This window comes from Stenotrophomonas sp. STEN035 (assembly GCF_056759935.1).
In genome coordinates, this window is record NZ_JBRRDY010000010.1 from 56,479 (window position 1) to 73,843 (window position 17,365).

The following is a 17,365-nucleotide window of genomic DNA, read 5'->3' on the forward strand; positions in this document are numbered from 1 at the left end:
GTGATTCCCGACCACCTTGCGCATGCCGACCCGATGGTGGAGCGCTTCGAGTGCTGGGCCAGACGTCGGCTCGCGCAGGGTTTCTCGCTGGCCGAGGCGGCCAGTGCCGCGGGCACAAGCGAGCGCACCTTGGCGCGGCGGCTGCAAAGCGTTTTGGGAAAGACACCGCTGTCGTATTTCCAGGACCTGCGCGTGGAGCATGCCGTCCATCTCTTGCGCACCGGGAACGCCAGCGTCGACCAGGTCGCCGCACAGGTCGGGTACTCGGATGGGGTGACCCTGCGGGCCCTGCTGCGCCGCAAGCTGGGCCGGGGTGTCAGGGAGTTGCGACGCGGTGGATGACCAAAGGCCTTTGGTGCATGTACGGCTGGAGACGAGCGTGTGCAGATTTTTGTGTAAACGGGATTCGGGTTACAGCTGAGGGAGCCGCCCCTCAAACTGGATGGTAAATCGGTTCAGGACTGCCTTCCAATCACGGATGGGTAAGGTCCATCGTTTGCTGATGTTGCGCAACGCGAGGTAGAGCAGCTTGATGAGAGCTTCGTCGCTCGGAAACGCGCCGCGGTGCTTGGTTAATTTTCGTAGCCCCATGTTCACCGACTCGATTGCGTTGGTTGTATAGATAACCTTACGGATCTCGGGTGGATAGTCGAAAAATGGGGTTAACCGTGTCCAGTTACGCCGCCAAGACTGGCCAATCGGCAGGTACTCCTTGTCCCAGCGTGCCTCGAACTCGGTGAGCCGTTGCTCAGCTTCCTCGGCGGTGGCGCAGGTGTAGATGCGCTTGAGGTCGGCGGCCACTTCTAGTCGCCGCTTCCACGACACATAGTTCAAGCTGTGCCTGACCATATGCACGATGCATAGTTGCACCGTGGTGTACGGAAACACTGCCTCGATAGCCTCAGGGAAGCCCTTCAGGCCGTCGACACAGGCGATGAAGATGTCTTGCACGCCACGATTACGTAGCTCCGTCACCACTTGCAACCAGAACTTCGCACCCTCGGTTTGGGCCAGCCACAAGCCCAGAACTTCCTTCTCACCGCTCATCGTTATACCGATGGCCAGGTAGACCGCCTTGACTCGAACTGCACCGTCTCGAACTTTGACGTGGATGCAGTCCAAGTACACGATCGGATAGACCGGATCGAGCGGGCGCGCCTGCCACGCCTTGACCTCATCCACCACTGCGTCTGTGACCGATGAAATTAAGCTCGGCGACACCTCGGCCCCGTACATCTCCTCCAGGTGTGCCTGGATCTCGCGCACGGTCATCCCACGTGCGTACAGTGACAGGATCTTGTCGTCGAACCCACTCCAACGGGTCTGGTGCTTCGGAATTAGCCTGGGCTCGAAGGTGCCTTGGCGATCGCGTGGCACCTCGATAGGTAGCTCGCCAAACTCACCCTTGAGCGTCTTGCGACTGCGGCCGTTGCGGGTGTTGCCAGCACCGTTGGCCACCGGCTCGTGTTTCTCATGCCCCAAGTGCTCGGTCATCTCTGCATCGAGCGCCTTCTCAACCAGCAGCTTGGTCAACTGCTTTAGCAGGCCGTTCTCGCCGATCAGGTCCTCAGGTCTCTTGTAGTTAGCCAACAAGCTGCTCAGCAACTCGTTGGGTACTTCATGTTTTCGTGAACTCATGGTAGCTCCAGGTCAGATGGCAGTTTCCTGCCGGTGACCCGTTTACACAAAATCTAGGACAGGCCCGGATGCGGCCAGAAGCTGTCGTTCGTCTGTCTAGAGCATCTCGGGCGACTCAAACATCAGCAAACGATGGACCTTACCCATCCGTGATTGGAAGGTAGTCCTGAACCGATTTACCATCCAGTTTGAGGGGCGACTCCCTCAGCTGTTACCCGAATCCCGTTTACACAAAATCTGCACACGCCCAGCAGTGAAGGGAAAGTGCTCTGGCACACGCAGTGGTGGCACTGCATCGGGGATGTGAAGCGGGCGGAAAGCCTGGGCCCGGTGATCGAGAACTCGATTGCGCAGGTGCTGGGGGACAGCTACGACGTGGGGGCGACCGAGCCATTGCCGGCTGCAGTGATCGTGGCCGGCATCAAGGCGGCGTACACGCACTAGGCTGCGGCGCACTTTGGGATTGAGACCGGAGCGGAGAGCGGGGGCTAAACCAGTCCCTGCAGGCTGCTTTCTTGAGCCACACCGAGTTCTACCAGCCAATTGGCGACAGGCAGCAAAGATGGGCGCGGTCTGTCACTGCTCAATCAATGTCGTCAGTTCATCCTTCTTTGCGTCAGTTGGTACTACGGCCGCTTCGCAGGCGCGCTGTACCAGCGCATCTATTGCCTCCTCATCTGCTTGCTCACAGCAAGCAAATGCTCGGGCTGCAGCTTGACGTACGGCCTCGAGTTTGCTGACGCGGTCGCCAGTCGAGAGGTCTTGCACTTCATTTTCCATGGAGTGGACGAGCTCTTCCAGGAGCTGGAAATGAGGGGAGGAGGCCATCGGCGGTACAGGTATGAAAGACGGTATTTGAAACCTCCGGCCGCCGTCCCGCAAGAGGGGCATGCGACCGGGCGGCTGGCCATGCTTGGCAGAGGGGAGGCGAAAGGCATTTTGCCCCTACTAGAATCGGGGGTCGCTCTTCGACCAGGTGCGGAAGGTGGCCCACATTTCATTGAGCACGATCTGGCAGCTGCAACGCCGCCGAGTAGCAGCCTGTTCCATAACGTCCTCAAAGGCCATCCAGAACCCATCGCCCGAACCGTAGCGCTCGAAGGCTTGGCGCAGCGCGGTCAGCTCATCGTCCGATAGGCATCCGTCGTTGGAACGGTCTGGCAGGCGCTGATCAGGGGGACGGAACGGCCGGCGCTTCTGGCCGATCAGAGGAACTGAGGGTCCTCCCTAGCCCACTTCCGGAAAGCGTTCCGCATTTCTTCGTTCACGATATTTCGGTCGCACCCAAGCCTGTTGGTGGCTGCATCAAGGATGTCGGTATAAGCGAGCCAGAACCCATCCCCGGTCCCGTAGCGCTCAAACGCGAGCCGCAGCTGGGCAAGCTCGGACAGAGTTAAGCACTGAGTTGAAGTGTGCTCGTTCATGAAAGGTGCCAGGCGGTCGGACCGGAAAATCCTATCACCGGGTCTGGCGCTGTTGCCAGAGGTGAGCGGGCAGCTGAGGCGAAGGTGTCGAGGTAAGTTCTAGACTACCCGCCCCCGCTCTTTGGGCAAAGAATTCCAGCGTAGTCGGGTTGAGATCGATGGCAGGAAAAACCCATGACTGTTTGGACGATGGGGTACTCAACGGGCACGTGGGGCGCTTTTATCGATGTTCTGCAAGCCAACCAAATCGACTCAGTTCCGGGTGTCAGACGGTTTCCTGGCTTCCGAAAGTTTCCTTGGTTCGGCAGCGACGCGATGAGTGCGCAATTGCCTCGGGAAGGCATTGGCTATCATTGGGTTCCCGGCTAGAGGGCGGCGAACAGTGCAGTCAAGGTCGGCGAACGGCGGGTGGAGGAACTCATCGTTTCAGGGCTACGCAGACCACATGGCCAGCGCAGGGTTTGCTGATGGGCTTGAACAAGCCTTGGCTGCTGCCGCGAGAAGTCGGACGGCATTGATGTGTGCAGAGCTACTGTGGTGGCGCTGCCATCGGCGGTTGATTTCGGACCTTCTAGTGCACCGGGGTCACCAAGTGCTGCATATCCAGACCGAACGAGCACCGGACCCGCACAGACTCAATCCCATGGCGCAGCGGGCGGGTGAGGGCCTTATATATCCCCCATTTGCAGCTCGGCTTGCTTTAAGAGCAACCCAGCCGAGCTCCTGGCCGAGTGCGCAGAAATGGTTGACTGAACTGAGGGCGGGGGCCATGATCCGAGGCATCTACTGGGGAGTAGCACCGTGAGCCCGGTACGCCGGGCTCTTTTTCTCTACTGTTATTCAAAAAGCTTCATCGAACGCGCTGTCTGTTCGAGCCAACTCTTTAAACGCACTCTTGACCATGTCTGTCACTTCCTTCCCGGAACAATCGCTTCTTTGAGTAACCGCTTCTGTGATGATATTGAAAGTAATCCAGAAACCGTCACTTGCCCCATAGAGCTTGTAGGCACTCTGGATCATTTCCAACTCGGTTTCTGTGAGGCACGGTTTCATCGTTCTTGGCTTGCTTCGATAACACACTGATAGGCAGGGAGCCATGAAGGATTGTGGTCGAGTGGGGAAGTTGCGTGTGTGAATACCTCACGCTTCACCCTCTGCATTACTCGTTGAATGCTTATGAGGATGGCCGCTTCTTCCCGATGACCTTGGACTCCGTCTGCAATTTTCGCTGCTAAATCAGCCAAGCCCTCGAGCAACGCCTGACGCTCGTTAGACGCCAATGCTGTGCAGGTGGCGACGAGATGGTGGGCTGAACGATCAAAGTCTGATCGAAGAGCAAAGTAGTTAAAAGAACGCGTAACCATGATTTGGCCCCACAAGCGCTCCCCCCCAGCATGGACCAGCGAGGGCGGGGATGCAACTTTGGGTGCTGTAATTTCGCGTAGGGGCTCCCGCAAGACCAGTACCACGTGCCAAAGTTCCAACCCTGCTGGTCACAGGCCGAGGCCTTCATCGGCCAGAAGGGCAGCGCGCTCGCGACGCTGGAACGCGAGGTCTACAGCTTCCTCAAGGAGCGACTCCCCGATCTGAAGCACAAGGGTGCGATCGCCTTCGAGAATGTCCCCGTCGTCCTCAGCAAAGGCTACGTAAAGGCCTTCGGTTCATCGCCTTCCGTCGGCGCCTATGCGCTGGACTTCTGACGCACGGAGACGGGCCTCGATGCTGGTGCTGCCGGTGCAATTTTCTACGTGCTGGTGGCCGACCTCGATGGCGAGGCCGATGCGCGGGAAACCGTAGAGCGGGCCATCGAACACACGAAACGACCCGAGGATAGGCCCAAGCTGGAACAGATCGCTCGGGTCGAACCCTTCCTCGCGGACTGCGCCTTCCCGCCAACGCTGGCGGGCGTGCTCGCCTGGGTACGCTTGGTCGAAGGGCGCTCGCTGGCGAGCATCGGGCTGACCGGTCCGGTACGGCTGAAAACCGTCCTGCGCGGACTTGCCGTTGGATTCGGCACAGTCGCGCTGGTCGTAGTCACGATCTGGATGGCAGGCGGCATGCAGGCCGCAGGCTTGGGGCAAGCATGGCGCTCGCCCGTGAGTCTGCTGCTAGTAAGTTTCATGTTCCAAGCGACCGTGGAGGAAGTCATCTTCCGCGGTTGGATGCTGTCGGTGGTGCCGCGCAAGACTAATGTCGCCGTGGCAGTGCTGCTTGTGTCGCTCGTTTTCTGCTTCCTGCATTTCAGTCCGCACCAGCCGCCCCTGATCATCCTCAGCACGTCCCTGTTCTCGCTGTTCGCCTGCGCCTGGGCACTGTGGACTGGCAGTATCTGGGGCGTGATGGGCTGGCACGCGGGGTGGAACTGGTTGCTCGCAACCGGCTTCGAACTGCCCGTCGCCGGTATGCATGCGCACTTGCCGGCACTCCTGGTGGCGCTGCGCCCGCAAGGCCTCGACACCTTCACCGGTGGCGCGCAAGGGCCGGAAGGCAGTTACCTGTGCAGCGTTTTCTTCGTCGCCGCGATCGCGTGGATTCAGTGGCCAAGGACGCGTGGAGCTCACAATTTCTCGCCGACCAGCAGGTAACGCCACTACTGGGGCGGCATCTCCCCGTCCCGGCACTTGCCGATCGGATGCTGGTTCGCGCCGTACCGGCGACGACCAAGCGATTGAGCGTCTGCTAGCGGTCGTCGGGCCGATCTCATGGGGCTTGAGCAAACCTCCGGGTTTTCGGCAGCGCGCAGGACATAAGTGCAGGCTCATCCGGAAGCAGCGGGTGCTCGCACTGCAATCTGCTGCTTGTACGGATTCCGCTCGAGGTATTTAGCGATCTAGAGGCAGCTTAGGTTCGTGATGCCAGTCCCAGTACCGACTGGAACCGAGACTGCCTTTGCTGAAGTGTCAACGGAGAGTGATGTGGCTTCCTCGATAGAGTTCGACCAGGCCACCTTCGGTTTACGTCTCGCAACGAGTGCATCGGGCCGCAGGGCGTGCGACCCGAAGCGGACAGCGACAACTTAGGCAATCCCTGCGAGCACGCAGGTCACAAGTCCCGGAGCCACGCCCTGTGGAATCGCGTTGGGCGAAGTCCCGCTCCACAGGAGGCTGGAATCGTCGAGGCCTCTGGCGTCGGCCTTGGCCCTCGGCGAAGCCAACGATTGAGAGGCTAGGGAAATGCAGGAGGCATCATAGACATCGGACGCGGGTCGCGCATAAGTCGATACACAAGCCCGTGTGCGGTGCGACCGTCTAAGAGACCAGTGATTTCCGAGGCACGGCTTGGTTGCTGCAGAGCCGTGGGATGGATTTCGAACGTAGGGACGGGGAGGGCATGGCAATGACTTGGTTGGGCAAACAACGAAGCCGCCCGAAGGCGTCTCCGAGTGGCGGCTTGCCCCACTTGCCTAGCTGGGTAGCTTTGCCGTGAGCACGTCGACTTTCTCGATGGTCGGCGGCTCGGAGAACATTTCCTCGGCCTTGGCCATCAAGGCCGCTGCAACCTTGCCGGCGAAATGGGCCTCCCGGCCCGCATCGTCGGGAAAGGCATCGAAAATGCCGAAGGTTGTTGGCCCGAGGCGAATTCCGAACCAGACGGTCGTGGCGGGCTCGTCCATAACTAGTGGCAGACCACCCAGGAGAAAGCTTTCAACTTCTTTCTCCTTGCCGATTTTCGCTTCGAAGCGAACGAATAGCGCAACCTTGACCATGAGCTGTCTCCTGTTGGTCTGACGGAGTAACGACGTCCCCTCCGTTACTTGGAAGCCTAGGACTTGATTGAGCCAAGAAATCAACGGATCGGCGCGCCTAGCCAGTTGGCCGCTATTGCCTGACAAACTAGTCGCTTCCGTGGAGCGATGTGTTGCGACGGTGTGAGGATGGCTCGACGCCCCCTTCACGCGGACGGCGAGCGCAGGTTTACCATAGTCACGAATCTGCAGGAGTGCGAACCCATGCCACACCAGTCCCCGTCGCCGGTCGGGTTCGACGCCTTCGTGCACGTGCGAGGCGCGCGTGAGCACAACCTCAAGGATGTCGATGTCGACCTCCCGAGGGATGCAATCGTCGTGTTCTCCGGCATCTCGGGATCGGGCAAATCTTCGCTGGCGTTTGGCACGCTCTATGCCGAGGCGCAGCGGCGCTACCTGGAATCGCTGTCGCCCTATGCGCGGCGCCTGATCGACCAGGTTGGCGTACCCGACATCGACGCCATCGACGGTATGCCGCCGGCAGTCGCGCTGCAGCAGCAGCGCGGTACGCCGAACGTCCGCTCCACTGTGGGCAGCATCACCACGCTGTCGAGCCTGCTACGCATTCTGTATTCGCGCGCCGGCGCCTATCCGCCCCGGCAACCCATGCTGTATGCGGAAGATTTCTCGCCCAACACGCCGCAGGGTGCTTGCCCTACCTGCCAGGGCTGGGCTACGTTTACACAGTCAAGGACGAGGCCATGGTTCCCGACCCGTCGCTGTCGATCCGCGACCGGGCGATCGCAGCGTGGCCACCGGCGTGGCATGGGCAAAACCTGCGCGACATCTTGGTGACGTTGGGGTATGACATCGATAAACCCTGGCGCGAGCTCCCGAAGAAGGACCGCGATTGGATCCTGCACACCGACGAGCAGCCAGTGGTTCCGGTGTACGCGGGTTTCACACCTGCTGAAACGCGCGCGGCGCTGCGCCGCAAAACCGAGCCCAGCTACATGGGCACCTTTACCGGCGCGCGCCGCTACGTGCTAGACACCTTCGCCAACACGCAGAGCGCGCTGATGAAGAAGCGTGTCGCGCGCTTCATGTCCGGTACCACGTGCGCGACGTGCGACGGTCGCCGCCTCAAGCGCGAAGCGCTGTCGGTCACATTCGCCGGGTTGGATATCGGCACCTTGTCGCGTTTGCCGCTCGCTGATATCGCCGAACTCCTGGCGCCCGCGGCGAAGCACCGGTTCGACACACCAGTTGCCACCGCCACGCGCAGCCGCGCCGCTGGACGCAAGGACATCGCCCGTCGCGTGGCCGCCGGCGGATCGCCGCATACCGGCGGCACGGACGTGCGGCGCACCGCGAACCTGTCCGAGGAGAAGCGGATCGCAGCACAACGCATCACTCGCGACCTGATCGAGCGGATTGAGGCGTTGCAGGGGCTGGGTCTCGGTTACCTCGCGCTGGACCGTTCTACGCCCACGCTCTCCTCGGGCGAGCTACAGCGGCTGCGCCTGGCGACGCAGGCGCGCTCCAATTTGTTCGGCGTGGTCTACGTGCTGGACGAGCCGTCGGCAGGGCTGCATCCCGCCGATGCGGAAGCCCTGCACGCGGTGCTGGGCCAGCTCAAGGCGGCCGGCAACACCCTGTTCGTCGTCGAGCACGACCTGGATACGCTGCGCCGCGCCGACTGGCTTGTCGATGTGGGGCCGGATGCAGGCCAGCATGGTGGCCGCGTGCTCTACAGCGGGCCGCCGTTGGGGTTGCGCGACATCGAGGCGTCGCACACGCGGCGCTATCTGTTCGACTCCGTGCCCACGCGTCGGCGCACGCCTCGGCGCCCGTCAGGCTGGCTCGAGCTCCTCGGCATCCAACGCAACAACCTGCATGGCCTCGATGTGCGGATCCCACTGGGGGTCTTCACTGCGGTCACTGGCGTGTCCGGTTCGGGCAAGTCTAGCCTGGTCAGCCAGGCGCTGGTGGAACTCGTGAGCGAGCACCTCGGCCACGAGCCGGCGGTGGAGGAAAGCAGCGACGACATGCCGCTGCCCGACGCAATAACGCGTACTGCGGGCCGGCTGGGTGCGGGCGTGGGTGCCATCCGCCGCCTGGTCAACGTCGACCAGAAGCCCATCGGCCGCACGCCGCGGTCCAACCTGGCGACCTACACCGGCCTGTTCGACCATGTGCGCAAGCTGTTCGCAGCCACGCGCGCTGCGAAGGCGCGCCGCTATGGCGTGGGTCGCTTCTCCTTCAACGTGGCGCAGGGACGTTGCCCCACTTGCGAGGGCGAAGGCTTCGTCAGCATCGAACTGCTCTTCATGCCGAGCGTCTACGCGCCATGCCCTACCTGCCACGGCAAGCGTTACAACGAAAAGACCCTCGAAATCGAGTGGAACGGGCGCAACATCGCCCAAGTGCTGGGGATGACGGTGGACGAGGCGCTGTCGTTCTTTGCCGACGAAGTGCCCGTGCACCGTGCACTGGCATTGCTCCACGGCATTGGCTTGGGTTACCTGCGGCTCGGGCAGCCTGCGACGGAACTGTCCGGCGGCGAGGCCCAGCGCATCAAGCTGGCCACCGAGCTGCAGCGCAGTCAGCGTGGCGACTCGCTATACGTGCTCGACGAGCCGACCACTGGACTGCACCCTTTCGACGTGGACAAGCTGATGGTGCAATTGCACGAACTGGTTGACGCAGGCAACACCGTGGTCGTCGTCGAACATGACATGCGGGTCGTCGCCGACAGCGACTGGATGATCGACGTAGGCCCGGGCGCCGGGGAGAAGGGGGGTCGTATCGTCGCCGAGGGCGTGCCGCAGGACGTAGCGAGCCGGGGCGTCGGAGCCACAGCGCCTTACCTGCAGCGCGCGCTGTACTCACGCTGAGCGAGGCGCTGCTCGATTTCCCTTTGGCAAACGCGTTTTCCCAGCCTTACGGCCGCTCTTGGCCGAGGCTGTGTAAAAACCCTTTGCGGATGATCTTTCGGGGAGAGCGCATACGACTCACGCAGTTTGGTCAAAACAATCATCCGGAGTTTTCAAGCCGCGATCGCTCTCAGCATGCCTTGCATTCCGACAATCTTGATCATGCGCTTCATGTTGTAAGCCAGAACCGCCAGGCTGATCTCTGTTCTGACCTTCGGAAGCGTCTTCGTGAGCAGTGGCGTCGTACCCAACCACGCCTTGAGCGTGCCGAACACGTGCTCTACGGTCTGCTTTCGCAAGATAGCGACTTGTGGCCTAGCGTTGAGGCGGAGCTGCATCGCCTTAAGTACGTGTTCGTGCTCCCATCGACCAACGCGTCGGTAGTTGGACGTCGTGCATCTGGTACGCATCGGGCAGTCGGGACAGGCCGACGACCAGTATTTGTGCAATTTCAGTCCGTTCTCTTCGGTGGTAAAGCGGTGGATGGCCAATTCGCCCGCCGGACATTGATAGGCATCGACCACTGGGTCGTAGATAAAGTCCCGCTTGTCGAACCTTCCTTCCGCCTTGCTGTTGGACGTTAGTGGCTTCGGAACCAACGGGATGATGCCCACCTGCTCACACGCCAGTATCTCGGGGGCGTTGAAGTAGCCACGGTCAGCCAACGCTGTCATGTGCTGAGTTCCAAGTGCGTCCTTGGCCATCGTAGCCATGCCAAAGAGTTGGGCGCGATCGTTACCGGCGTTGGTGATCTGGGGCGACGATCAGATGATGTTCGGCGTCAACCGCCGCTTGGAGGTTGTAGCCCACGGTGCCGGTTCCGCGTCCGCTTGAGGTCATCGAACGTGCATCGGGATCAGTTAGTGATATCTGGTGGTCCGGCTTGCCCTTGAGCTGTTGTTCGATGGCATCGAGCGTTTTCATCTGATCACGTACCTTCGCCAGCTTGTCCTTCAGATGGGGGACGCGCCCCTCCGGCAGCAGCGCTGGATCACGATCAGCCCGATCCAGCTCGGCCAGATAGCGCACGACGCTCTGGTCCAACATTTCGCGACGCGCCTTGATCTTGCCGGTGGTGAAGTTCCGCTCTCGGCTGTTCACGGCCTTGAGCTTGCTTCCGTCGATCGCAACCACAGCATGCGAGAAGACCTTCATGTTCCGACACAGTGCAATGAAGCGACTGCACACTGACATGATGGCGGTGCCGTTGTTTTTGCGGAAGTCGGCGATCGTCTTGAAGTCCGGCGCCAATCGCCCGGTCAGCCAAATCAGTTCGAGGTTACGCTGCGCTTCGCGCTCCAGACGCCGGCTGGACTGGATGCGGTTGAGAAAGCCGTAGATGTAGATCTTGAGCAGCGCGGCTGGGTGATAAGCGGGCCGGCCACCAGCGGCGCGATCGACGGTCCCACAGCCCAGGACACTCAGATCGAGCGCATCAACGAAAGCATCGACCACCCGCACCGGATTGTCTTCGTGGACGTAATCTTCGAGCCGATCAGGCAACAAAAGCCCCTGTGATCGATCAACGCCATCGACGAATCGCTTCATGCTCAGCACCAACCGAATGGTGCTGAGATATCGCCAGTGGCGCAGGGGTTTTCACACAGCCTCGGCCGGGAGTTGCCGTTCGGCGTGTCGAGCTTGAGTGTTGGGCCTCATCGTTGCTGTCTTTGATTGAAACGTATTTCAGACCCTTATTACTACGATGAAGCGGGATTCCCCTGCTTTGCGTGTGCGCCGCGCATTGGCGTATCGCTTCGAGTACTAAGCATGAAAGATAAATCCGAGTTCCTCTACTGCGTCTTCATTGTGGCTGCGGCCATCTTGTCGGCCGTAGCCCGTTGTTCGTTCACCCGCCCCGACCAGTTCGGCCGCGATTACTACGACTAAACCAACCATCCAGATAGACGCACAAGGCCCGGCACTGTCCGGGCTTTGTGCGTTATGCCGTCTATGAAAGGAGACCGAGATGCATCACGTTGAAACCATGGCCTATGCAGGCCAAGTCCCATGGCATGGCATCGGAAGCCAGCTGGCTCCAGGGCAATCCATTGAAGTGTGGCGCGAGCGTGCCGGCATGAATTGGTCCTTGGAGGAGGCCGAAGTGCGATTCGCCGCCGAGGCTGAAGATCAGTATCCGGTGCGGGCATTCCCCGGACAGAAGGTGCTTTATCGCTCTGACACCAAGCGACCGTTGGCCGTGGTGTCCAAGCGCTATCAAGTAGTTCAGCCGCGGGAGATCCTTGAGTTCTACCGCGACCTGACGCGCTACAGCGGTTTCGAGCTGGAAACCGCAGGAGTCCTACGCGGTGGGCGGAAGTTCTGGGCATTGGCCCGTACTGGGCAGGGTGTGGCTCTGAACGGCCAGGATCAGGTCAATGGCTACCTTCTTCTGGCTACGGCCTGTGACGGAACGCTGGCTACTACCGCCCAGTTCACCTCAGTTCGCGTGGTGTGTAACAACACCCTGCAGATCGCTGTTGGGGATCGAACCGGAGCCATCAAGGTCCCGCATCGCAGTGCTTTCGATGCTGACAGGGTCAAATGCCAGTTGGGTATCGCCGTTGAGGGCTGGCATGTCTTCGTGGAGCGGATGCGGATCCTATGCGAGACACCTGTGAACCCTGATTCGGTCGATGGCGTGCTGCGGAATTTGCTCACGTATCCGGCTGCTCAGAATGGGAAGGCAGTCGTGAATGAGCAGGCTGTTGCCAAGGTGCGGGCGCTGTATGACGGGCAGGGTAGGGGTGCTAGCTTGAAGACCAGCAAGGGCACCGCGTTCGGCTTGCTCAACAGCATCACCGAGTTCGTGGACCATCATCGGCGGGCACAGAGTACGGAGAATCGCTTGGATGCAGCCTGGTTCGGCCCGGGGGCATTGCTCAAGCAGAGGGCTTGGAAGGAACTGCTAGGGGAAGCCGCATGAACGTCGCTCTGCAGAAGCAGCGCCTGGAAGAGCTACCTGGTGGTTTGAACGAACGTGACAACTCCGTGCTCGCTCAGGCATTGGAGATCCTAGAGAGCAGAGCAATGGTCAGTGGCCTCCTACTGGGAGACCCCGATGTTGCAGGCAGGTTCTTCCGCCTGCGTCTAGGGCATGAAATCCGCGAGCACTTCGAGGTGGCGTTCCTCGATGCCCGTAACCGCCTGATCGCCGTAGAGCGATTGTTCTCAGGTTCCATAGGTGGTGCTGAGATCCATACGCGGATTGTCCTCCAGCGTGCCTTGGCCCTGAACGCGGCAGCGGTCCTGCTGGCTCACAACCACCCCAGCGGGCATTGCGAGCCGTCAGAAGCGGATCGAGCCATCACCAGGCGGTTAAAGGAAGTACTGGCGATGGTGGAGGTGAGGGTCGTCGACCATTTGGTGGTGTCGGCACGCCAAGGAACCTCGATGGCTCAGCTCGGGCAGATCTAAGGCCCGGATACCTAGGAGAACAGCATGAAGGAAACGCAGACGTCCTGGTCAATGACCAGGGCAGCGCTGGCTCGTGCCAAAGCAGCTGATCTGGACCGACAGGCTCGGGAGGTAGAGCGCTCAGCTGCCGATGGAAACTGGCGCATGAAGGCTCGGGCTAGAGAGGCGGCCAGCCGGCTTAGATTGCGAGCTGGGAGGTACCTGGTGGAGGCTCAAGGTCACGAAGAACAGGATCTCCCACTCTTCCCCTAGCCCGCAGGAGGGGACTTGCCTTCTGCGTAGCCCTTGATCAAGTTCAGAACGGCTTGTTGTCTTGATGCTGGAAGACGTGCGACCAGAAGGATGACTTCTGCCAAGACGTCAGATGTGGCGTGGAAGTAAGCAACAGGAACGCCGAGCGCCTTGGCCAATGCTTCAGCGGTTTCGGGATCAGGATCTCGTAACCCCAACTCGTAGCGCGAGATACGTGGTGCGGCGCTATTGGAATCTTCCAAGCCCAAGACGGCCCCCAAGTCAGCTTGACTCAACCCAGCTTCCAGTCGGGCCGCGCGCAGGCGACGACCAAAGACGGATTTTGGAATGGACGGAGCAGGCATGGAAACGGCACGAAGCAAGCGGTGTCCAAGTCTGCCTGTTTCATCATCGCATCACATTTGCCATTATGGCAAATAGTGGGGCGGTGGTCTTGTCCAACTGATCCCGTAACAACCACTCAGACCTTTCAAGAGGCGCGTGCGCCTAAGGATTGACAGATATCCAAATGTCACAAGAGGACTACTACGAAGTCCTCGGGGTCCGCCCCGAGGCACAGCTCTGGGAAATTGAGCTGGCCTACAAAGGCCGACGGAGCCAGTACCACCCGGACCGATATGAGGCAGGGGACGAGGCCGCCGTCGCATGGGCGACGGCCAAGATGCAGGCGGTCAACAGGGCATATTCGGTCCTCAAGGACCCGGACCAACGCGAGCGCTTCGACCGTACGCAAGCGTCGGCGAAGCCGGCTGATCCAGGCCCCCGAAGGGAGCGAGCCAAGGCCTCAGAGGCTCCGCCGCTCCGCTCACTTCGAGAGGCACTGGAAGGGCTCGAGTTCAGCAACGAGCCCTTCGAGCGCGTGTTCGTGGCTCCCCACATCCCCAGGAAGAAGCTCCTAGGGGCTCTGGACAGCTACGGAGACGGGCTGCGGGCTCAAGACGTTGTCGTGCTTATCGATGACACCGTGTTTGGCGGTGCCAGGGAGGGCGTGCTGATCACCGAGGCCCAGATCAGGGGCAAGGCCAAATTCGAGGCGGTGGAGACCCGTCTGCTGGGCTGCCTATCCCAGATCACTGCCCACGGCTCCCACGTGCGCATCCATGGCGAGCCGTTCATCAGCTTGAGCATTCCCAACCCCGACGACCTGCGCCTGCTGTTCGAGGCCGTCAGTGAGCATCTGAAACAAACGCACTAACTCCAACCAACGAGGAAACACATGAGGTACTTGATAGGCGTGTACGGCGTGACCGTACTCATCGCAGCGATCTGCTTCGATATCTGGGGGCGCTATGCGTACAAGGGTTTCTTCTACAACCTGGGTCAAGCCCTGGTGTGGCCAGCAGTGATGTTCCCGTCGATCGGCAAGCTGATCAGTGGCGTGATCTGGGTTCTCGTGATCATCGCCGTACTGGCGCTCGTAAGGAGGCGGTAAGCATGCTGATCAGAATCTCTCTGCTAGCAATGCTTCTGGTGTCACTCGGTGGCTGCAAGAGCGATCTAGACAAAGTCCGGGGCGAGTTCATTGATAGCTGCATGAGCAGTGGTGCCCCGAAAGCCCAGTGTTCCTGCGCTATAGACAAGCTACAAGAGCATTACGGCGAAAAGGGATTGGTCGCCATAGACAAGCGTGGCTATCCACCAATGGGCTTTGCCGAGCAAGTACAGGTAGCTGCTGGTCAGTGCCGGTGAGCCTAGCTGCGGGTCAAGCGCAGGGTGGTCCCGACGTCCCCCCGGCCTGAGTAGAGGTCGGGTTTAGAGTCCGGTTTTGATCTTATCTGTCTTCGCCACCAGCTGCGCGGCGTACTGGGCAGGTGTCATCCCGCCGAGTGCTCTTTTTGGCCTTTCTTCGTTGTAGTCACGTCGCCAGCTTTCGATGCTGGTACGGGCATGGAGCAATGTTGGGAACCAGTGTTCATTGAGGCATTCATCGCGTAGCCGGCCGTTGAACGACTCAACATAGGCGTTCTGATTCGGTTTCCCTGGCTCGATCAAGCGCAGGGCGATTTCCTTGTCGTGAGCCCAGGCAACCATGGCTTTTCCGCAAAATTCCTTTCCATTGTCCGTCCTGATAACTCGAGGTAGGCCGCGCTGAACTGCCAGCCTGTCCAGCACTCTGGAGACTCCTTGGCCAGATATGGCTCGCTCCACTTCGATGGCAACTGCCTCATGGGTCGCATCGTCGACGATGGTCAGACACTTGATCACCCGACCCTCAGCAGTTCGATCAAATACGAAGTCCATCGACCACACTTCATTTGCAGCGGACGGCCGTATCAGCGGCTGGCGCTCACCTACTGGCACCTTCTTGCGCTTCCTACGACGCACCTGCAGGCCGGCTTCCTTGTACAGGCGCTCCACCCGCTTGTAGTTCACAACAAGCCCTTGCTGCCGCAGCTTCAGATGGATCATGCCCACACCGTAGCGTTTGTGCCGTTGCGCCAAAGCGGCGATCTGCTCACGAAGCTCGGCGTTGTTGTCGGGTCTGGGCACATATCGCAACGCGCTGGCGCTCATGCGCGCTACCGCCAGCGCTCGTCGTTCGCTCAACCCCTTCTCAACCATGCTCCGCACCAGCAGCCTGCGCACTGGTGCGGTCACCACTTTTTTCGCAAGGCGTCCTTGATCACGTCGTTCTCGAATACCTGCTCAGCCAGTAGCTTCTTCAGGCGCGTGTTCTCCGCTTCCAGGTCCTTCAGTCGCTTGGCATCTGGCACGCTCATACCGCCGAACTTGCTGCGCCACAGGTAGTACGAGGCCTCGCTGAAGCCGTGCCGGCGGCAAAGATCCTTGATGGGCATGCCTGCTTCAGCCTCACGCAGGAAGCCAATGATCTGTTCTTCGGTAAAGCGCTTCTTCACGTCCAATCTCCTTGTCATTGAGGATTGGACTCCAAACCGTTGTGCTACTCAATCTTGGGGGGACGTCGCTCTCACCAAAGAAAAAGCCCGGCGGGGGCCGGGCTTTTGGTCAGCCAATTACCAGGCTCCAGTGGATTTCAGAGTCCGGGTACTTGAAGCGGAATCCGTCGTAGTCAGATTGAACGGCAATGTTTCCATTCTCGTCTACCAACGTCTTCACTTCGATCTCAGAGATCGAGCGATTCTTGATGCGAATGCTGTCGACACTGCCGGTGAACAATCGCTTGTTTTGGCGCGACAGAATGCTCACCGAGCGGCGTTGCTGGCCTGGCCCTTCCAGGTACATTGCGACTGACCCCATGGAAAATCTCCCTTTTGACTTTTTCAAGACATCCTCCGGTCCCGCTGGAGGGAGCGCAGATGATTCCTTCATCTCTGTGAAGTTCGAGTCAGCGTGGCCTGGAGCTGGTTCATTGTGTGTACATTTCGCTGCTTTTCCGGCGCCGAAGCGAGTACGGCGTTGCGAGCGCAAAGCGCTGGGTGGATGAAATCATTCCCTGCAGGCTGCACGTGGGTGCCAAGCCCTGCTTCGACAGCCAAGTTGAGGCGTGTGCAGGTTTTTGTGGCAACGGGATCTGGGCATTCCTTTTGAAAGATCTGCTGCCGGTAGCTCTTGGGGGATAATAGGCTGCGCTAGGGTTGCAGGGCGGGGCGGGGGCGGGGGCTTGATGGTTAGGGTGCCCGAACGGAACATTGCTTCCCGCGCAGAAAGAGCTTCCGTCACGGACAGGATTCGAAGTTGGTTTGGTTTTTCTTGCGTGAGTAACGCGGTGAGTAACGATTGGAGTGATGCGATTTAATGTCGTTTAAATTCAGTCGGATAGGGTTGCTTTTCGATTGATGGTGGGCAAACAGCTTCAATCACTTAGTTTTTTGCGCGCTTGCGCATAGTTTGGCCGGTTTGGCCAAACTATGAGACTACGAAAGCAATACTTGGCCGACGAGCTAGCTGTGATCTGTCCGCGGGTTATTCATCCAGGGCTCTCGGGAGGATGGCAGTTGCCGAGCCAAGCTGGCTCCTAGTAGCCAGGCCGAAGCTGCATAACCATGTTCGATTGGCGCCGCGCGATAGAGCTTTGCCTGTAGGCCGCGTCC

16 protein-coding genes and 3 pseudogenes are annotated in these 17,365 nt (G+C 60.0%); 11 read left to right on the forward strand and 8 right to left on the reverse strand.

Going from position 1 to position 17,365, the window contains the following annotated elements:
• The first annotated feature begins 33 nt into the window (after nt 1-33).
• Nucleotides 34-342 (forward strand): helix-turn-helix domain-containing protein, encoded by a 309-nt coding sequence (locus ACVOLL_RS07270; RefSeq protein ID WP_202935623.1) that lies wholly within the window; start codon nt 34-36, stop codon nt 340-342.
• Nucleotides 343-411: 69 nt separating this feature from the next.
• Here ACVOLL_RS07270 and ACVOLL_RS07275 read toward each other — a convergent pair whose 3' ends face one another.
• Nucleotides 412-1,638 carry an IS256 family transposase gene (locus ACVOLL_RS07275; protein ID WP_481512289.1) on the reverse strand — a complete coding sequence of 409 codons (1,227 nt, stop codon included), beginning with the start codon at nt 1,636-1,638 and terminating at the stop codon, nt 412-414.
• A 303-nt stretch (nt 1,639-1,941) separates the two neighbouring features.
• On the opposite strand from ACVOLL_RS07275, the gene ACVOLL_RS07280 reads away from it, so the two are divergent.
• Nucleotides 1,942-2,082 (forward strand): hypothetical protein, encoded by a 141-nt coding sequence (locus tag ACVOLL_RS07280; protein WP_481512290.1) that lies wholly within the window; start codon nt 1,942-1,944, stop codon nt 2,080-2,082.
• Between the two features lie 132 nt (nt 2,083-2,214).
• Here the strand turns inward: ACVOLL_RS07280 and ACVOLL_RS07285 are convergent, their stop codons facing one another.
• On the reverse strand, nt 2,215-2,466 hold the full coding sequence (locus ACVOLL_RS07285; protein ID WP_296251558.1) for a hypothetical protein: 252 nt from the start codon (nt 2,464-2,466) through the stop codon (nt 2,215-2,217).
• 785 nt (nt 2,467-3,251) lie between these two features.
• On the opposite strand from ACVOLL_RS07285, the pseudogene ACVOLL_RS07290 reads away from it, so the two are divergent.
• Nucleotides 3,252-3,867 (forward strand): annotated as a pseudogene (locus ACVOLL_RS07290) (DUF488 domain-containing protein).
• Between the two features lie 35 nt (nt 3,868-3,902).
• On the opposite strand, the gene ACVOLL_RS07295 reads toward ACVOLL_RS07290, so the two are convergent.
• Nucleotides 3,903-4,082: a hypothetical protein gene (locus ACVOLL_RS07295; RefSeq protein WP_156455860.1), complete on the reverse strand. Its 180-nt coding sequence runs from the start codon at nt 4,080-4,082 to the stop codon at nt 3,903-3,905.
• A 449-nt stretch (nt 4,083-4,531) separates the two neighbouring features.
• On the opposite strand from ACVOLL_RS07295, the gene ACVOLL_RS07300 reads away from it, so the two are divergent.
• Nucleotides 4,532-4,762, forward strand: coding sequence for a hypothetical protein (locus ACVOLL_RS07300; protein ID WP_481512291.1), 231 nt, complete (start codon nt 4,532-4,534; stop codon nt 4,760-4,762).
• A 48-nt stretch (nt 4,763-4,810) separates the two neighbouring features.
• On the forward strand, nt 4,811-5,647 hold the full coding sequence (locus ACVOLL_RS07305) for a CPBP family intramembrane glutamic endopeptidase (protein WP_481512292.1): 837 nt from the start codon (nt 4,811-4,813) through the stop codon (nt 5,645-5,647).
• 818 nt (nt 5,648-6,465) lie between these two features.
• Here the strand turns inward: ACVOLL_RS07305 and ACVOLL_RS07310 are convergent.
• Complete coding sequence (locus ACVOLL_RS07310; protein WP_481512293.1) at nt 6,466-6,768, reverse strand: putative quinol monooxygenase; 303 nt, start codon at nt 6,766-6,768, stop codon at nt 6,466-6,468.
• A 243-nt stretch (nt 6,769-7,011) separates the two neighbouring features.
• Between ACVOLL_RS07310 and ACVOLL_RS07315 the strand changes: the two are divergent.
• A pseudogene (locus ACVOLL_RS07315) lies at nt 7,012-9,644 on the forward strand (excinuclease ABC subunit UvrA).
• Nucleotides 9,645-9,796: 152 nt separating this feature from the next.
• Here ACVOLL_RS07315 and ACVOLL_RS07320 read toward each other — a convergent pair.
• A pseudogene (locus ACVOLL_RS07320) lies at nt 9,797-11,231 on the reverse strand (IS1182 family transposase).
• A gap of 421 nt (nt 11,232-11,652) precedes the next feature.
• Here ACVOLL_RS07320 and ACVOLL_RS07325 point away from each other — a divergent pair.
• Together ACVOLL_RS07325 and ACVOLL_RS07330 are read left to right on the forward strand one after the other, a co-directional pair.
• Nucleotides 11,653-12,609 carry a DUF932 domain-containing protein gene (locus tag ACVOLL_RS07325; RefSeq protein ID WP_481512294.1) on the forward strand — a complete coding sequence of 319 codons (957 nt, stop codon included), beginning with the start codon at nt 11,653-11,655 and terminating at the stop codon, nt 12,607-12,609.
• Nucleotides 12,606-13,100, forward strand: a complete 495-nt coding sequence (locus ACVOLL_RS07330; protein WP_481512295.1) for a JAB domain-containing protein — start codon at nt 12,606-12,608, stop codon at nt 13,098-13,100. Before ACVOLL_RS07325 ends, ACVOLL_RS07330 begins: the two co-directional genes overlap by 4 nt.
• A gap of 248 nt (nt 13,101-13,348) precedes the next feature.
• Here ACVOLL_RS07330 and ACVOLL_RS07335 read toward each other — a convergent pair whose 3' ends face one another.
• Complete coding sequence (locus tag ACVOLL_RS07335; protein WP_082746590.1) at nt 13,349-13,696, reverse strand: helix-turn-helix domain-containing protein; 348 nt, start codon at nt 13,694-13,696, stop codon at nt 13,349-13,351.
• Nucleotides 13,697-13,860: 164 nt separating this feature from the next.
• Here ACVOLL_RS07335 and ACVOLL_RS07340 point away from each other — a divergent pair, with 164 nt between their 5' ends.
• The 3 genes from ACVOLL_RS07340 to ACVOLL_RS07350 are packed head-to-tail and all read left to right on the forward strand — an operon-like array spanning nt 13,861 to nt 15,041.
• Nucleotides 13,861-14,547, forward strand: a complete 687-nt coding sequence (locus tag ACVOLL_RS07340; RefSeq protein ID WP_481512296.1) for a J domain-containing protein — start codon at nt 13,861-13,863, stop codon at nt 14,545-14,547.
• A gap of 21 nt (nt 14,548-14,568) precedes the next feature.
• The gene (locus ACVOLL_RS07345; RefSeq protein WP_481512297.1) at nt 14,569-14,784 is read left to right on the forward strand and encodes a hypothetical protein; all 216 of its coding nucleotides are present in this window, start codon (nt 14,569-14,571) and stop codon (nt 14,782-14,784) included.
• 2 nt (nt 14,785-14,786) lie between these two features.
• Nucleotides 14,787-15,041 (forward strand): hypothetical protein, encoded by a 255-nt coding sequence (locus ACVOLL_RS07350; RefSeq protein WP_282268916.1) that lies wholly within the window; start codon nt 14,787-14,789, stop codon nt 15,039-15,041.
• A 63-nt stretch (nt 15,042-15,104) separates the two neighbouring features.
• Here ACVOLL_RS07350 and ACVOLL_RS07355 read toward each other — a convergent pair.
• Nucleotides 15,105-16,228, reverse strand: a protein-coding gene (locus ACVOLL_RS07355; RefSeq protein ID WP_197595060.1) for an IS3 family transposase whose coding sequence is annotated in 2 segments (ribosomal slippage) — nt 15,105-15,952 and nt 15,952-16,228 — 1,125 coding nt in all. Because the reading frame shifts where the segments join, the coding sequence is not laid out codon by codon here.
• A gap of 91 nt (nt 16,229-16,319) precedes the next feature.
• On the reverse strand, nt 16,320-16,598 hold the full coding sequence (locus ACVOLL_RS07360; protein WP_481512298.1) for a hypothetical protein: 279 nt from the start codon (nt 16,596-16,598) through the stop codon (nt 16,320-16,322).
• Nucleotides 16,599-17,365 lie beyond the last annotated feature (767 nt).